Annotated in this window: 15 protein-coding genes; 7 read left to right on the forward strand and 8 right to left on the reverse strand. The window is 67.2% G+C overall.

All coding sequences use genetic code 11. The annotated features are described in order from the left end of the window. Positions 1-6 precede the first annotated feature (6 nt). Positions 7-360: an aminoacyl-tRNA synthetase gene (locus AC097O_RS12560; protein ID WP_479593152.1), complete on the reverse strand. Its 354-nt coding sequence runs from the start codon at positions 358-360 to the stop codon at positions 7-9. Between the two features lie 35 nt (positions 361-395). Beyond that, positions 396-2,261, reverse strand: a complete 1,866-nt coding sequence (locus AC097O_RS12565) for a patatin-like phospholipase family protein (RefSeq protein ID WP_479593153.1) — start codon at positions 2,259-2,261, stop codon at positions 396-398. A 167-nt stretch (positions 2,262-2,428) separates the two neighbouring features. On the opposite strand from AC097O_RS12565, the gene AC097O_RS12570 reads away from it, so the two are divergent. Further along, positions 2,429-3,706 (forward strand): MATE family efflux transporter, encoded by a 1,278-nt coding sequence (locus AC097O_RS12570; RefSeq protein ID WP_479593154.1) that lies wholly within the window; start codon positions 2,429-2,431, stop codon positions 3,704-3,706. A gap of 12 nt (positions 3,707-3,718) precedes the next feature. Here AC097O_RS12570 and AC097O_RS12575 read toward each other — a convergent pair whose 3' ends face one another. The 4 genes from AC097O_RS12575 to AC097O_RS12590 all read right to left on the reverse strand — a co-directional run bounded on the left by AC097O_RS12575 (position 3,719) and on the right by AC097O_RS12590 (position 5,620). After that, the gene (locus AC097O_RS12575; RefSeq protein WP_479593155.1) at positions 3,719-4,009 is read right to left on the reverse strand and encodes a type II toxin-antitoxin system RelE/ParE family toxin; all 291 of its coding nucleotides are present in this window, start codon (positions 4,007-4,009) and stop codon (positions 3,719-3,721) included. Further along, positions 3,997-4,305: a CopG family ribbon-helix-helix protein gene (locus tag AC097O_RS12580; RefSeq protein WP_479593156.1), complete on the reverse strand. Its 309-nt coding sequence runs from the start codon at positions 4,303-4,305 to the stop codon at positions 3,997-3,999. Before AC097O_RS12580 ends, AC097O_RS12575 begins: the two co-directional genes overlap by 13 nt. 70 nt (positions 4,306-4,375) lie before the next feature. Then, positions 4,376-4,930, reverse strand: coding sequence for a lipocalin family protein (locus AC097O_RS12585; RefSeq protein WP_479593157.1), 555 nt, complete (start codon positions 4,928-4,930; stop codon positions 4,376-4,378). A gap of 57 nt (positions 4,931-4,987) precedes the next feature. Then, the gene (locus AC097O_RS12590) at positions 4,988-5,620 is read right to left on the reverse strand and encodes a MarC family protein (protein WP_315188793.1); all 633 of its coding nucleotides are present in this window, start codon (positions 5,618-5,620) and stop codon (positions 4,988-4,990) included. 50 nt (positions 5,621-5,670) lie between these two features. Here AC097O_RS12590 and AC097O_RS12595 point away from each other — a divergent pair, with 50 nt between their 5' ends. Then, positions 5,671-5,931: a hypothetical protein gene (locus tag AC097O_RS12595; RefSeq protein ID WP_479593158.1), complete on the forward strand. Its 261-nt coding sequence runs from the start codon at positions 5,671-5,673 to the stop codon at positions 5,929-5,931. Here AC097O_RS12595 and AC097O_RS12600 read toward each other — a convergent pair whose 3' ends face one another. After that, the gene (locus tag AC097O_RS12600; RefSeq protein ID WP_479589159.1) at positions 5,932-6,714 is read right to left on the reverse strand and encodes an SDR family oxidoreductase; all 783 of its coding nucleotides are present in this window, start codon (positions 6,712-6,714) and stop codon (positions 5,932-5,934) included. It abuts the gene before it with no gap. 70 nt (positions 6,715-6,784) lie between these two features. On the opposite strand from AC097O_RS12600, the gene AC097O_RS12605 reads away from it, so the two are divergent. Further along, positions 6,785-7,471 carry a dienelactone hydrolase family protein gene (locus AC097O_RS12605; RefSeq protein WP_479593159.1) on the forward strand — a complete coding sequence of 229 codons (687 nt, stop codon included), beginning with the start codon at positions 6,785-6,787 and terminating at the stop codon, positions 7,469-7,471. A 94-nt stretch (positions 7,472-7,565) separates the two neighbouring features. Here the strand turns inward: AC097O_RS12605 and AC097O_RS12610 are convergent, their stop codons facing one another. Further along, entirely contained in the window at positions 7,566-8,453 is an 888-nt protein-coding gene (locus AC097O_RS12610; RefSeq protein ID WP_479593160.1) for a LysR family transcriptional regulator, read from the reverse strand. Between the two features lie 198 nt (positions 8,454-8,651). On the opposite strand from AC097O_RS12610, the gene AC097O_RS12615 reads away from it, so the two are divergent. The 4 genes from AC097O_RS12615 (at position 8,652) to AC097O_RS12630 (ending at position 14,976) form a co-directional block, all read left to right on the forward strand. Next, complete coding sequence (locus tag AC097O_RS12615; RefSeq protein WP_479593161.1) at positions 8,652-8,954, forward strand: DUF4148 domain-containing protein; 303 nt, start codon at positions 8,652-8,654, stop codon at positions 8,952-8,954. 141 nt (positions 8,955-9,095) lie between these two features. Next, positions 9,096-13,295, forward strand: coding sequence for a response regulator (locus tag AC097O_RS12620; RefSeq protein ID WP_479593162.1), 4,200 nt, complete (start codon positions 9,096-9,098; stop codon positions 13,293-13,295). Further along, positions 13,286-14,341 (forward strand): HD-GYP domain-containing protein, encoded by a 1,056-nt coding sequence (locus AC097O_RS12625; protein ID WP_479593163.1) that lies wholly within the window; start codon positions 13,286-13,288, stop codon positions 14,339-14,341. Before AC097O_RS12620 ends, AC097O_RS12625 begins: the two co-directional genes overlap by 10 nt. After that, positions 14,338-14,976 carry an Hpt domain-containing protein gene (locus AC097O_RS12630; RefSeq protein ID WP_479593164.1) on the forward strand — a complete coding sequence of 213 codons (639 nt, stop codon included), beginning with the start codon at positions 14,338-14,340 and terminating at the stop codon, positions 14,974-14,976. Before AC097O_RS12625 ends, AC097O_RS12630 begins: the two co-directional genes overlap by 4 nt. Positions 14,977-14,979: the final 3 nt, after the last annotated feature.

The following is a 14,979-nucleotide window of genomic DNA, read 5'->3' on the forward strand; positions in this document are numbered from 1 at the left end:
GGCCTTCTAGGCGGCGCGTAACTCTTTCGGGTGCTCCAGCCGACGCACCACTTCCTTCACCACCGCCAGCATCACCGCCCGGTCGGCGTTCGGGTGGTCGGCCAGGTGCTGGGTGGTGCTGCCTGCCTGCACCCAGGCCCCGGCGGCATCGCTCCCAAAATGCAGCGGGATGCGGTGGGCGATGAGCAGCGGGCCGCAGGCGCTCCATTGGCGGCTCCACTGCGGCAGCTTGGTGCGGCCCTCCCACAGCGTGCCTGCCGTCTCGTAGCATTCCTCGATCTGGTGGTGGCCCAGCAGGTGGGCCAGTTGCCGCTCTTTGGCAACGCAACTGCGGAAGTATTCTTCGTCGGTCATGCGCATGGCGGGCTCCTTGTGAAGGTCAAAACACTATAGGCCTATGGGTTGTGAATGTCAGGTGGGGTGTCCCGGCCGTCTAGTACCACGATGGCATGGGCATAGCCGCGCTGCACGATGTTTTCCAGCCGCCGCCACTGCAGCATGCCCACCCGGTGCAGCGGCGGGTTGAAGTACAGGTCGCACTGCTGCTGGGCGCTGTGCTGGCGCGACATGCTGTACAGAATGGTCACCGTCATCAGGTACGAGGGCATGGACGGCAGGTGGTAACGGCGCTGGGCCAGCGGTCGCAGGCGGTCGCGCAGCAGGGCCAGGCTGCCGGGCATGTCTTCATGGTCCACCCGCACGGGGGTGCGGATGTTCAGGTCTACGCCGATGACCCGGCCCACGCCGCGCATGCTGCGCATTACGTCCACCGGGAAGTTGTTGAAGCTGCCGCCGTCACACAGCAGGTCGCCGCCGTGGGCCACCGGCGGCAATGCGCCGGGGATGGAGGTGCTGGCCAGCAGCGCGTGCGCCAGGTTGCCGTGCTGCAGGCGCTGCTCGCTGGCGGTGGTGAAGTTGGTGGCTACGCAAAAGAAGTTTTTCCACAGGTCTTCGATGTCGGCATCAAAGCCCACCAGCTCTTCCACGGCGGTGCTGAGGATGCGCTTGAGCCGCAGGCCCTTGATCAGCGACAGCACCGGGAACAGGTTGAAGTCGCCCGTGGGGTTGGTGGCAAAGGCGCGGCGGGCGTTGGCCATGATCTTGTCCAGTGGCTGGTCGGACGCGGCGTAGCTGGCCATCACCGCGCCGATGCTGGTGCCGCCCACCCAGTCCACCTCGATGCCGCGCTCGTGCAGCGCGCGCAGCACGCCCAGGTGGGCCAACCCGCGCGCGCCGCCCCCGGCCAGCACCAGGCCCACGGCGGTGCGGCTCTGGATGCGGGCCAGGCGGGCCATGTCGCGGTCTAACCCGGGGCGGATGTGGATGTGCCCGGCCACCGGGCGGCGGGCCAGCCAGGCCGCGGTGCCGCGCGGCGAGGTCTTGTCGGCAGGGTGCAGCAGCACCAGGATGTCGGCAATCACCGTCAGCGGCGGGCGGTTGCGCAGGAACTGGACTTCGCTGGGGTGCAGCACCGGCGGCTGGGTGGCATCGGCCAGCAGCAGCAGCTCGTCGCAGTGGCGGCAGCAGCGCTGCGTCCAGGGCGTGGGCGTGGCATCGGCCAGCAGCAGCACGAAGTCGTGCTCGGCCTCGATCTGGTCCAGCAGCATGGCGATGCGGCGCTGGGTCTCTTTGTCGGTGTTGTCGCTGGGGCCCAAGCCCAGGGCCTCCAGCCGCTGATCAATATCGTGGCGGCTGACCACGCCCACCCGGCCCAAGGGGGCGAGCTGTGCCGCCAGCCGCGCGGCAAAGTCGGCCAGGGCGATCCCGGTGGTGATGGGCAGCAGGCCCATGGTGACCAGCTTGTCGGCGGGGGTGGCGCGTTTGCGGTCTTTGAGCTGGCGGATGATTTGCGTGGTGAACGCCAGCGACACCTGGCTGCTGCAGGCCAGCAGGCGCTGGAAGGCCGGGCGGTCCAGCCGGGCCAGCACCGCGTCGCGCACGGCCACCACGGTAGCGGCCCGCGGCTCGCCGGTGTACAGGCTCATCTCGCCCACCACCTGGCCGCGCACGATGTCGCCTACCCGCTGCTGCGCTGCGCCCTCGGCCTGCACAAAGGCCCGCAGGCGGCCACTGACCACCAGGTACATCGCATCGCCCGCCTCGCCCTGGGTCAGCAGGGTGTCGCCACCGCTCACCTCCACCCATTGCAGGCTGTGCCGCAGCAGCTCCATGGCCTGGGGCTCCAGCGCGCCGAAGAAGGAGTGCAGGTGGCGCACCAGCAGGGCATCCTGGGATTGCGGGCGGTGGGGCAAGGCGCTCATGGCAAACTTGTTTTTAGATTGAATAGGCACTTTGCGCTTATTTAATAAGCGTGAGCAGCTATGTTTTTGATAGTTACGAGACTTGTACCATGGTCCCCATGACCTCTACCGCTCCTCCCGCTTCACCACGTTTTGTTACAGGCCCATTGTTCCGGCATGTGGCGGTGATGTCCACCACCTCGGCCATCGGGCTGGTGGCGGTGTTCATTGTGGATTTGATCAACCTGTTCTACATCTCCCAGCTGGGCCAGCAGGCGATTGCGGCGGCGGTGGGCTTTGCCGGGGTGGTGGGTTTCTTCCATACCTCGCTGTGCATCGGGCTGACCATCGGCATCACCGCCGTGGTGGCGCGCACCGTGGGCGCGGGCCGCGCGGCAGATGCCAAGCGCCTGGCCACCTCCAGCCTGCTGCTGATGGTGCTGCTGGCCGCCTTGATCGGCAGCGGCACTGCGCCGTTCTTGCGCCCGTTGCTGGAGCTGCTGGGCGCGACCGGCGAGACCGAGCGGCTGGCCGTGCGCTACCTCAGCGTCACCGTGCATTCGCTGCCGCTGCTCGGCATTGGTATGGCTTGCGCGGCGCTGATGCGCTCGGTGGGCGATGCCCGTGGAGCCATGGCGGTGACGCTGGGTGCTGCCGTGGTGACGGCCGTGCTGGACCCGATCTTGATCTTTGGTCTGGGCATGGGACTGGACGGCGCGGCGGCCACCGCCGTGGTGTCGCGCGGCATCCTGGCGGCGGTAGGCCTGCGCGGTGTGCTGCGCCACGGCCTGCTGGGCCGCTGGGGTCTGGCCAATCGGGCGGCTTTGGGCGCGGATGCCAGGCTGCTGGCGGGCGTGGCAGGCCCGGCGGTGTTGACCAACCTGGCCACCCCCATCAGCGCCGCGTTCGTGACCCATTCCATCGCCCAGTTTGGCGCGTCCGCCGTGGCCGGGCAGGCCATCATCGACCGGGTGACGCCGGTGGCCTTCGGGGTGATTTACGCGCTCAGCGGCGCGGTCGGCCCCATCCTGGCGCAAAACCTGGGCGCGGGCCAGTTCGACCGGGTGCGCCAGGGCCTGCGCGACAGCCTGCTGTTCATGGTGATTGCGGTGGGCACCGCCTGGCTGCTGCTGGCGCTGGGCCAGAACGCGCTGGTCTGGGCCTTCAGCGCGCATGGCGACGCCGAGCACCTGATCCACATGTTCTGCTCCTGGCTGGCGGCCAGCTTCTTCTTTGCGGGGGCGCTGTTTGTGGCCAATGCGGCGTTCAACAACCTGGGCAAGCCGCTGTGGTCCACCGGCTTCAACTGGGCCCGCGCCACCCTGGGCACCATCCCGTTTGCCTGGTGGGGCGCGCAGTTCGGCCCGGTCGGCGTGCTGGCCGGGGCGGCCATCGGTACGGCGATTTTTGGCACGCTGGCGATGGTGGTGGCGTTTCGGCTGGTGGGGCGGATGGGGGTTAAATAGGGCGCTGGCCCATCAGAACCCGACTTCCTTTTGGTGGCGTACCGCAAGGACCGTGACGGCATCTGCGTCAATGCGGTAGCGCGCCACATAGCCGCTGTCACCAAAGTCGATCAGCCACTCCCGGAACGCTTCGGGCATGTCTTCGATAGGACGGCCAATGCCGGGTTGGAGCTCCAGTACCTTCACCCCTTGCCGCATGGTTTTGACGGCGCGTCGGGCCGCATCCAGATTTTTTACAGCCAAAAAGCGGTACAGACGTTGCACATCCAACAGTGCTGGCCGCGACCAGATCAGACGTGGCATGCGGGCGGCTCGGCGTCGTTGCCCAGTTCCAGTTGGGCCAACCACGCATCGGCTTCGTCGGCAGTGACATGCAGCCCGGTGGCACGGAAATCTTCCCAGGCTTTGAGCGTGTCCTGCCGAAAGGCCTCGCGTTTTTCTTCACGATCGACGTACTGGGTGATCGCCTCGCGCATGAGCCAGTGGGCGCTGCGGTGGCGTGCTTGCGCCAGGCGTTGCACGCGGGCTTTGGTCTCGTCATCGATCTTGATCGCCACAGGGCGAATGGGATTGGTGGGGCTTGCAACAGCGGCAGTCATGGAGGCCTCCGATAAGGTATTGCTTGTGAATACCTAACAATACCATTTAATACCGTTTGCAAACAGGTTCTTAGCTGTCGCTGCGGCTCTGGTCCACCCACACCAGCTGGTCCACCGCAATGCCCAGCGCCAGCGCCTTGGCCAGCAACTGTGCGCGGATGTCCGCGGGCAGCTGCTTGTCGCGCGCCAGAATCCACACATAGCTGCGGTCGGCACCCACCACCATCGCCCAGCGGTAGGCCGGGTCCAGCGCCACCACGTGGTAGCCGCCATAGAACGGGCCGAAGAACGACACCTTGAGGGATGCGGTGCGCGGGTCGCCGGTGAACTTGGCCACGCCTTCGGCTTCTTTCCAGGCGTTCTTCTCGCGGCTGAAGCCCCGGTTGATCACCTGCACGCTGCCATCGGTCTGCAGCGTGTAGCGGGCGCTCACATTGTCCAGCCCGCGCTCAAACGAATGGTCGAGCCGGGCAATCTCAAACCACTTGCCCGCATAGCGCGTGGCATCAAACGCCGTGACCGCCGTGATGCCCTCGGGCACGGTGGTGGAGCAGCCGGCCAGGGCGGCGGCACAGGCTAGCAGCAAAGGGGCGAAACGGCGAAAAGTGGGTGTCATAAAATCCATAAAAATAGGCCTCCAGCGCTTATTCAATCAGCGCAAGCAGCTACAAAAACCGAAGCATCATCCTCCCAGCACCGGAAACAGCTTGTGCAGCCCGTCGGCCATCACCTCCACCGCTAGGGCGGCCAGGATCAGGCCCATCAGGCGGGTCATCACGTTGATGCCGGTTTTGCCCAGCACGCGGGCAATTGGGGCGGCCAGGGCGAAGCACAGGGCGGTGGCCAGGCCGATCACCACGCCGTAGCCGACCAGGGTGGCCAGTTGCCAGAAGGTCTTGGCCTTGTCGGCGTAGATCACCACGGTGGACATGCTGGCCGGGCCGGTCAGCAGGGGAATAGCCAGCGGTACCACGGCGATGCTGGCCCCCACGGCGGCGCGCTCGGACGCGTCTTGCAGTTCGGTGGCGTTGGACTTGGCCTCGGCGGGCTGGGCGTTGAGCATGTTCAGCGACGAGCTCAGCAGCAGCAGGCCGCCGCCCACCTGGAAGCTGGCCAGCGAGATGTTGAAGAATTCCAGAATCTGCAGGCCCAGCAGGGCGCTCACCGCAATCACCACAAACACGCTGAACGACGACACCCATATGGTGCGGCGGCGCTGCGCCTCCGAAAAGCTCTGCGTGTAGTGGATAAAAAACGGCACGATGGCCAGCGGGTTGACGATGGCCAACAGGGTGATGAGGGGTTTGAAGTCCATAGCGGGGGAGCTTAACGCCTGCGTAAGAAACCGAGCCCGTTCCGGCCTGCTTGCACTACGATTCAGTAATGCCGAACCGCCTATTTGCTTTGCGCCTGCCGCAATCCCTCTTTGATAACCTGCGCGTTGCCGCCCTTAAAGACGGTGTGGCGATGAACCAGTATGTGGCGATTGCTTTGGCCGAAAAGCTGGCGACGCGCAGTACCGCCCAGCAGTTTTTGCAAGAGCGGGCTGCGGGTTCCAGCCTTTCCGCCGCAATGGCGATCCTGGACCGGGCGGGCACAGTGGATGCAGAGCCTACGGCCTATTAATCACCGCCCACCCGACACATCCACCAGCGCCCCCGTGGTGTAACCCGCCTCCGGCCCCAGCAGCCAGACAATCGCCTGCGCCACCTCCAGCGCCGTGCCGCCGCGCTGCATCGGCACGCTGGCCGACAGGTCGCGCACCCGGTCGGGCAGGCCGCCGGAGGCGTGGATGTCGGTCTCGATCAGGCCGGGGCGCACCGCGTTGACGCGGATGCCTTCCCCCGCCACCTCCTTGGACAGGCCGATGGTCATGCTGTCGATGGCCCCTTTGGCTGCCGCGTAGTCCACGTACTGGTCGGGCGAGCCCAGGCGCGAGGCGGCGCTGGAGACGTTGACGATGGCACCACCCTGGCCGTAGCCGGGGCCGAAATCGCGCGCGCCTTGGTGGCCCATGCGCCGCACGGCCTCGCGGGCGCACAGGAACGGGCCGATGGCGTTGATGCTGAACATGCGCTGCAGCCGGGCAGCGGTCATGCCCTCCACGCGGGTAGGCACGTCCACCACCCCGGCGTTGTTGACCAGGGCGCGCAGCGGGCCAAGCTGTGCGTCCACGACGGCAAACAGGCGCAGCACCTGGGCTTCATCGGCCACGTCGGCCTGCAGGGCAATGGCCTGGCCGCCCTGGGATCGGATCTCGGCCACCAGTTGCTCGGCGGCGCTGGCGTTGTGCGCGTAGTTGACGGCCACGGCGTAGCCGCGCTGGGCGGCCAGCCGGGCGGTGGCGGCACCGATGCCGCGCCCGCCGCCGGTGACCAGCAGTACGGGAAGGTCGGAGAGTGGGGTCATTCGGGAGTCCTGGGGTAGGCCCAGAACGATACCAGTACCATGGCCCCCCTTTAAGTCCCAGGAGACCTCCATGCCCAACACCATCCACCTGACCGCCGCCGACGGCTTTGTGCTGCCCGCCTACGTGGCCCAGCCCAGCGGCACGCCCAAGGGGGCCGTGGTGGTGGTCCAGGAGATTTTTGGCATCAACAGCCACATCCGTTCGGTGGCCGATGGCTATGCGGCGGCGGGCTACCTGGCCGTGGCCCCTGCCATGTTCCACCGCGTGCAGCCGGGGGTGGACCTGGGTTACACACCCGAAGACATACAGGCCGGTATCGCCCTGAAGGCCGCCGCCGAGGCGCTGGGCGTGCCCACGCTGATGCTGGACGTGCAGGCCGCCGTGGCCTATGCCGCCGCCCAGGCGGGCAAGGTCGGCATTGTGGGTTACTGCTGGGGCGGCTTGCTGAGCTGGCGCGCGGCCTGTCTGGTGCAGGGGCTGGCCGCGTCGGTGACGTACTACGGCGGTGGCATGACGGCCGCGGCCGAGGTGGCCCGCACGCCCCGGGTGCCGGTGCTGTCGCATTTTGGCGAGCGTGACCACGGCATCGCGCTGGACACGGTGCGGGCCTTTGCCCAGGCGCACCTGGCGGTGGATGTGCGCCTGTACCCGGCCGACCACGGCTTCAACTGCGACCAGCGCGGGGCCTATGACGCACCGGCGGCATCCCTGGCGCGCGAACGCTCGCTGGCGTTTTTTGCCGAGCACCTGGTCTGATGCTATTATTTTTAAGTCATTTATCGATAGCTGCTCACGCTTATTAAATAAGCGCTACCTGCCAATTCAATACCTGAAAAATGGCTTAAAAACCTCAATCCTGCTTCCAGCGGGCTTCCATGAAGTCCAGCAGCGCCTTCAACGCGGCGCTGTTGTGGCGGCGCTGGGCGTAGGCGGCGTACAACCACAGGTCGTGGGCGCGAAAGTCTTCCAGCACCGGCACCAGGGCCCCGCTGTCCAGATGCGCCTGCACCAGCATGCGCGGCACGCGCACCACGCCCAGGCCGTGCAAGGCCATGTGCACCAGCGGCATGCCATCGGTGGCATCCATGCGGCTGCGCACGGCCACGTTGTGCGCCTTGCCGTTCACCTTGAAGTTCCATTGCGGATGGTTGCCGTGCAGCGACAGCGTCATCGCATCGTGCCCGGCCAGGTCGTCCGGGTGGGCGGGCAGGCCGTGCTTGTGCCAGTAGGCGGGTGACGCGCAGACCACCACGTCGATGCGCCGCAGCTTGCGCACGATCAGGTTGTCGTTGGGTGTGGTGCCCACGCGCAGCGCCAGGTCCATGCCTTCTTCCACCAGATCCACCACGCGGTTGCCCAGGTCCAGGCTGATGTGCACCTCGGGGTAGCGCCGCATGAAGTCGGCCAGCAGGGCGGGCAGTTCCACGCTGCCAATGCCTTGCGGCGCGGTCAGGCGCAGGCGACCGCTGGGCTCTTGCGCGCGGTGTTGCAGCTCTTCGCGGGTCAGCGCCATCATCTCCAGCAGCGGCTTGCTGCGCTCCAGCAGCAGGCCGCCTGCGTCGGTGAGGCTGACGGTGCGGGTGCTGCGGTTCAGCAGGCGCGTGCCCAGGCGGCTTTCCAGCTCGGCCACATGCTTGCTCACGTTGGCTTTGGACACATCCAGGGTTTTGGCAGCGAGTGAAAAACCGCCCCGGGCGGCGACTTCGCGGAAGGTACGGATGAGTTCGAGGGTGTCCATTGTTTCCAAGACCGAAACAGCCTGGTTCCGTTTAGGGTGTCATAAAGCTGAAACTTAGTTACAAGCATGCATTCTGAATCAAGGCAAGGTGAGAAACCCTGTGAACCTGTCCTCTGGTGCCGCAACCACTCTGCAAGAGTGGCTGGCCCCGCCAGAGGTTCCGGGTCCGAACGCACTTTTTAACTTTCAGGAATGACCATGAACACGACCAAATTTTTAGCCGCCTCCCTCATCGCCCTGGCCTCGGTGGCCACCACCAGCGCCTTTGCCGATTCCTACGACCGCGATTACCCCGTGGTCAACAACACCCCCAGCACCGTGACCCGCGCCCAGGTGCTGGCCGAGCTGGTGGCCGCCAAGAAAGATGGCAGCCTGGCCGCCATCAATGACAACAACTACCCCGTCATCACCCCCGCTGGCACCCCGCTGACCCGCGCCCAGGTCTTGGCCGATCTGGTCCAGGCCCGAAAAGACGGCAGCATCCCGGACATCCACGGTTAAGCGTGCGGTAGACCCCACAGCGCCACATCCCTGGCGCACAATGTTACAAGTCGGCTTGGCGCATCGCCCGGTCACAACGCCTGGTGCGGTGTGACCGGGCGATGCGCTGTGCCAGGTGTGCATTGGCTTTAGGGACTCAGCATGGCGTTGGACATTGGCAAGCTTGGATGGGCACCCTGGGGGCTGTGCGCGGCCACCCTGGGTGCCAGCTGGCTGCTGCATCCGCCCGGTGCCTGGCAGGCAGCAGGCGGGGCGGCGGCGGCGGCGTTGTTGTCCTGGGCGGGCACGCGCGCGCTGCGCACAGCGGCCCAGGCGGCAGCCGATGGCAGGGCGGACCTGGAGCGGCAGAGCCAGCAGCAGCGCATTTTGCTGGACAGCCTGCCGTTCCCGGTGTGGCTCAAAGATGCGCAGGGCGTGTACCTGCGGGTCAACCCCGCCTATGCCGCCTACGCGCAGGTGGCTGGCCTCGATGCGGTGGAGGGGCGCACCGACCTGGACCTGTGGCCCGAGCCGGTGGCCCGCTACTTCCGGGAGAGTGATGCCCAGGTCCTGCGCAACGGCGGGGTGGTGCACCAGGAAGAGCCCCAGGGCATGCAGCCCGATGCGCCCTGGGTCGATATCTTCAAGACCCGCGTGCTGCTGGGGCCGGGCCAGTACGCCACGGTGGGCGCGTCCATCGACATCAGCCTGCGCAAACAGGCCGAGGCCCGGCTGCTGCTGCGCGAGCGCTACCAGCGCGCCCTGCTCGACAACTTTCCGTTCAACACCTGGCTCAAGGACACGCAGGGCCGGTTTCTGGTGGCCAGCCAGGGGGTGGCGGATTTGCATGGTTTTGCCACTGCCCACGACATGCTGGGCCTGACCGATGTGGACTTGGTGCCGCCGGAGGACGCAGCGGCCTACTTCGCCAAAGAGCTTGAAGCCATGCAAACCCGCCAGATGGTGCGTACCGAGGGCACGCGTGGTAGCGGCGCATCGTTGCAATGGTTTGAAGTCGCCCGGGGCCCGGCCACCATCGACGGCGAGCTGGTCGGCACGGCAGGCTTCATGTGGAACATCACCTCCATCAAAGATGCCACCCGCAAGATGAGCATGCTGTCGGCGGCGCTGGACCGGGTGGGGGACTCTGTGTGCCTGGTGCCGTTTGGCACCTCGGGCCTGGTCTACGTGAATGCCACCATGTGCCAGTCGCTGGGGTACAGCGAGGCCGAGCTGATTGGTGGCATGACGTTGTACGACATTGACCCGCAGGTGACGGAGGAAGCGATGGGACAACTCTGGGATGCACTGAAAGCGCAGGGCACCATGCGCTTCGAGTCCGTCCACCGCACCCGCCAGGGCAGCGAATTCCCGGTGGAAGTCAACACCAATTATTTTGTGTTCGAGGGGGTGGACTACTCGCTGGCCACGGCCCGCGACATCACCCAGCGCAAGGCCCTGGAAAAACGCCTTACCGACAGCGAGCAGCAGTTCCGCGGCCTGGCCGAAAACATCACCGACCTGATTTTGTGCCTGGACAAGCACGGCAAACGGGTCTACATGAACCCGGCCATGCAGCGCCTGTACCGCGGCATCCTGGGCGCGCATGTGGATTTGATGGACAACGCGGTCAGCATGCTCGGCACCGAGAGCCGGCAGCAGCACGATGCGCTGGTGGCGCGGGTATTGGCCACGGGCATCGAGGGGCAGCTGGAATTTGCCTCGCCCGCGCGCGAAGGCAAGCCGCAGTTCTTCGCCACCTCGCGCTACATGCCCCAGCGCAATGCCCAGGGCGAGATCGACGGCGTCATCATCGTGGCCCGCGACACCACCGCCCGCAGGCGCACCGATGCCCATCTGCAAAGCCTGAACCGCGCGCTCACCCTCACCAGCGCCACCAACCTGGCCGTGGCCAAGGCCCGCAGCCTGCAAGAGCTGCTGGATGCCGTGTGCCGCCAGATGGTGGAGATTGGCGGCTACATCACCGTGTGCATAGGCCGCGCCGAATCGGATGCGCGCAAAACCGTCACCCTGGTGGCGGGCCACGGCAGCCTGGCCGAGGGCATGTTCGCGCTCAGCCACAGCTGGGACCCTGCGGCCCCCGACTTCGGCGCCATGGGCCGCAGCATTGCCGAAGGCGCGCCGGTGCTGGTGCCCGACGTGCAGACCGACCCGCGGGTGCTCAACACCCCTGGTGCCGCCCGCTCCCTGGGCGTGCGCTCCATGCTGTGCCTGCCGCTGCACGGCACCGAGCAGGTCTGGGGCTCGATCTACGCCTACTCCATGGTGCTGGAGAGCTTTTCCGAGGACGAAGTGCGCCTGCTGGACGAGGCGGCCAACAACATCGCCTACGGCATCCGCGCGCTGCTGGCCCAGGGCGGCATGCGGGCGGCCGAGCTGGCGCTGTACGAGTCGTCGCTGGCGCGGCAGATCGCCGAAGAGGCCAGCAAGGCCAAGAGCGACTTTCTGGCCACCATGAGCCACGAAATCCGCACCCCCATGAACGGCGTGCTGGGCATGACCGGCCTGCTGCTGGACACCCCGCTCAACGACGAGCAGCGCGAATATGCCGAAACCGTGCGCAATAGCGGCGAAGCCCTGCTGCGCATCATCAACGACATCCTCGACTACTCCAAGATCGAAGCCGGCAAGCTGGAGCTGGAGACGCTGGACTTCAACCTGCGCAGCCTGATGGACGAAGTGGCCGACGCGGTGGCCTTGCGCATCGGCAACAAACCCGTGGAATGCGCCTGGGTGGCGCAGCCGCAGGTGCCGTCCCGCGTGCGCGGCGACCCCGGCCGCCTGCGCCAGGTGCTGCTGAACCTGGCGGGCAACGCCACCAAGTTCACCCAGCACGGCGAGGTCACCATCGACCTGTCCCTGGCGGCCGACCAGGGCAGCGAGGTGGTGCTGCACTGCGAAGTGCGCGACACCGGCATCGGCATCCTCCCCGACAAGCTGGCCCAGCTGTTCACGCCCTTCACCCAGGCCGACGCGTCCACCACCCGCCAGTACGGCGGCACCGGGCTGGGCCTGGCGATCTCCAAACAACTGGTCGAGCGCATGGGCGGCGTGATCGGAGCCCGCAGCGTGCCGGGCCAGGGCTCGGTGTTCTGGTTCGAGCTGCCGCTGGGTGTGCCGCCGGGGCCCCGTGTGGACGAAGTCGAGCGCCCCCTGCACGCCGTGGGCGGCCTGCGCGCACTGGTGGTGGACGACAACGCCACCAACCGCCGCCTGCTGGAGCTGCTGCTGCAAGACTGGGGCATGCACGCCGTGGTGGCCGAAGACGGCCTGGATGCCCAGCGCGTGCTGGCCGCCGAGCAGGCTGCGGGCCGCAAGCTGCACGTGGCGATTCTGGACATGCGCATGCCCGGCATGGACGGCGAAGCCCTGGGCCGCTGGATGCAGGCCGACCCGCAGTGGGCTGCGGTGCCGCTGGTCATGCTCACCTCGGTGGCCCGGCGCGGCGACGCGGCCCGCCTCACCGCCGCCGGGTTCGCCGCCTTCCTGACCAAACCCATCAAGGGCGCGCAGTTGCTGCGCTGCATGCAAACCCTGCTGTCGCTGGGGGCTGCGCCGCCACCGCCCGCCGCCGCACCGCCGCTGGTTACCCGCCACACGCTGGAGGAGGCCGCGCCCCGCGCCCGGGTGCTGGTGGTCGAAGACAACCCCACCAACCAAAAACTGGTGCTGGCCCTGCTGGGCAAATGGGGCCACCAGGTGCGCACCGCCGGGCACGGCCTGGATGCTCTCGCGCTGCTGCGCCAGCACCCGTTCGACGTGGTGCTGATGGACTGCCAGATGCCGGAGATGGACGGCTACGAAGCCACCCGCCGCATCCGTGCAGGTGAGGCCGGGGACCGGCATGTGGACGTACCCATCATCGCCCTCACCGCCAACGCCATGGTCGGCGACCGCGCCACCGCCATCGCCGCGGGCATGGACGACCACATCAGCAAACCCATCGATGCCCCGGCCCTGCGCGCGGCGGTGCAGCGCTGGTGCACCCTGCGCTCGGGCGGTGGCACCGTGCCCGACGCACCGCCGGAAGATTTCAGTCTGGCGCTGCTGGGCCGATATTACGGGGACGACCTGCCGCTGGCAGGCCCGCTGTTACCCGGCTTGCTGGACGACCTGCACCGGCAACTGCCTGCCCTGCGCGCGGCACTGGCCACGCCGCAAGGCACCGAAGTCCGGGTGCGGATGGATGCCCTGGCCCGCATGGCCGACGCACTGGGCGGTGCCGCCCTGGCCCAGCATGCACGGGCGCGGGAACCGGAGCTGGACACGCTGGAAGCCCTGGTATTGCGCTTGGGCGCGGCCATCCTGGCCCATACAACAGGGAGTGACGCATGGACGTAGTGATCGTGGACGACGTAGACATCAACCTGATGTTGCTCAACCGCCTGATGGACCAGGTCGGCGGTTGCCGGGTGCACACCTTTTTGCTGCCCATGGAGGCGCTGGCGTTTTGCCAGACCACCATGCCCGACCTGCTGCTGGTGGACTACCTGATGCCGGTGCTGGACGGCATCAGCCTGGTGCGCAAGTTCCGCGCCATTCCCGGGCGTGAAGACATCCCCGTGCTGATGGTCACCGCCAGCGACGAGCGTGCCGTGCGGGTGCAAGCCCTGGAAGCCGGGGCCAATGACTTTTTGTCTAAACCGCTGGACCGCACCGAATTCTTTGCCCGCACCCGCAACATGCTGGCCCTGCGCCGCAGCCAGACCCGGCTGGCCAACCGCGCCCTGTGGCTGCAGGAAGAAGTTGCCAAAGCCACCGCCGAGCTGCGCCTGCGCGACAGCGAAACCATTGCCTGCATCTCGCGCATCGCCGAATACCGCGACCCCGAAACCGGCCTGCACACCCAGCGCATGGCCCACTACTCGCTGCTCATCGCCCAGCACCTGGGCCTGCCCGCCGACGCGCAGCAGCTGCTGTTCGATGCCGCGCCGCTGCACGACGTGGGCAAGGTCGGCATCCCCGACAGCATCCTGCTCAAGCCAGGCAAGCTCACGCCCGAAGAGTTCGAGACAATGAAAACCCACAGCAGCATCGGCCACCAGGCCCTGGTGGTGGGCCACTCCCAGCTGATGCAAATGGCCGCCACCATCGCCATCTCGCACCACGAAAAGTTTGACGGCAGCGGCTACCCCGCCGGGCTGGCGGGCGACACCATCCCGCTGGCCGGGCGCATCGTAGCCGTGGCCGACGTGTTCGACGCCCTCACCAGTGCCCGCCCCTACAAACCCGCCTGGCCGGTGGAACGCGCCCTGCAACTGCTGCGCGACGGCGCGGGCAGCCACTTCGACCCCGTCTGTGTAAATGCCTTCATGGCCCAGCTGGATGCCGTGCTGGCCACCAAAGCCCGGCTGGACGACCCCGCCCACACGCCGGACCTGCCGTGAACATCCTGCTGGTCGGTACCCGCACCACACCCGGCCACGACACCTTACTGCGCGCCCTGTTGCAGGCCTGGGGCCACCAGGTGCTGGAGGAGGGCGGTGGCCCGGCGGATGTGCTGCTGCTGGACCTGGACGGAGACCGCGACACGGTGCTGGCCCACCCCCTGCGCCCGGCGCTGGGCCTAGTCACCTTCGACCACCCCGGCACTGCCGAGCGCTGCCAGGCCGCCGGTCTGCACACCCTGCTGTTCAAACCCGTGCAACCGGCCCAACTGCGTGCCGCCCTGGACACCCAGGCCTTCGACTACGCCCAGGGCCTGGCCCTGGCCGACCCCTGGATCGTTGGCGTGATCGCCCCCCAGTTCATGCAGGACTGGCCCCAGCAGCTCACCGCCCTGGAAGCCGCCATGCGCGCCGCCGATGCCCCCACCGCCCACCGTATCGCCCACACCCTCAAAGGCCTGGTCGCCAACTTCCAGGCCACCCCCTTGATCCGCCGCGCCCAGTCCCTGGAAGCCGACAGCGCCCTGTGCGCCACCCCCGCCTACCAGGCCCAGGTAGCGGCCCTGCGCGCCGACCTGGGGCGGCTGGATACGGCCCTGGCGGCGTTTTGCCTGGCGCATCCGGATGCTATGTAAATG

The sequence above is a fragment of the Rhodoferax sp. LS1P39 genome (genome assembly GCF_056521425.1).

Coding starts and splice junctions, on each gene's coding strand:
- AC097O_RS12615 (WP_479593161.1), top strand. CDS start 8,652: ATGAACACGACCAAATTTTTAGCCGCCTCCCTCATCGCCCTGGCCTCG.
- AC097O_RS12560 (WP_479593152.1), bottom strand. CDS start 360: ATGCGCATGACCGACGAAGAATACTTCCGCAGTTGCGTTGCCAAAGAG.
- AC097O_RS12575 (WP_479593155.1), bottom strand. CDS start 4,009: ATGCCACGTCTGATCTGGTCGCGGCCAGCACTGTTGGATGTGCAACGT.
- AC097O_RS12565 (WP_479593153.1), bottom strand. CDS start 2,261: ATGAGCGCCTTGCCCCACCGCCCGCAATCCCAGGATGCCCTGCTGGTG.
- AC097O_RS12585 (WP_479593157.1), bottom strand. CDS start 4,930: ATGGATTTTATGACACCCACTTTTCGCCGTTTCGCCCCTTTGCTGCTA.
- AC097O_RS12610 (WP_479593160.1), bottom strand. CDS start 8,453: ATGGACACCCTCGAACTCATCCGTACCTTCCGCGAAGTCGCCGCCCGG.
- AC097O_RS12590 (WP_315188793.1), bottom strand. CDS start 5,620: ATGGACTTCAAACCCCTCATCACCCTGTTGGCCATCGTCAACCCGCTG.
- AC097O_RS12570 (WP_479593154.1), top strand. CDS start 2,429: ATGTCCACCACCTCGGCCATCGGGCTGGTGGCGGTGTTCATTGTGGAT.
- AC097O_RS12580 (WP_479593156.1), bottom strand. CDS start 4,305: ATGACTGCCGCTGTTGCAAGCCCCACCAATCCCATTCGCCCTGTGGCG.
- AC097O_RS12625 (WP_479593163.1), top strand. CDS start 13,286: ATGGACGTAGTGATCGTGGACGACGTAGACATCAACCTGATGTTGCTC.
- AC097O_RS12605 (WP_479593159.1), top strand. CDS start 6,785: ATGCCCAACACCATCCACCTGACCGCCGCCGACGGCTTTGTGCTGCCC.
- AC097O_RS12620 (WP_479593162.1), top strand. CDS start 9,096: ATGGCGTTGGACATTGGCAAGCTTGGATGGGCACCCTGGGGGCTGTGC.
- AC097O_RS12600 (WP_479589159.1), bottom strand. CDS start 6,714: ATGACCCCACTCTCCGACCTTCCCGTACTGCTGGTCACCGGCGGCGGG.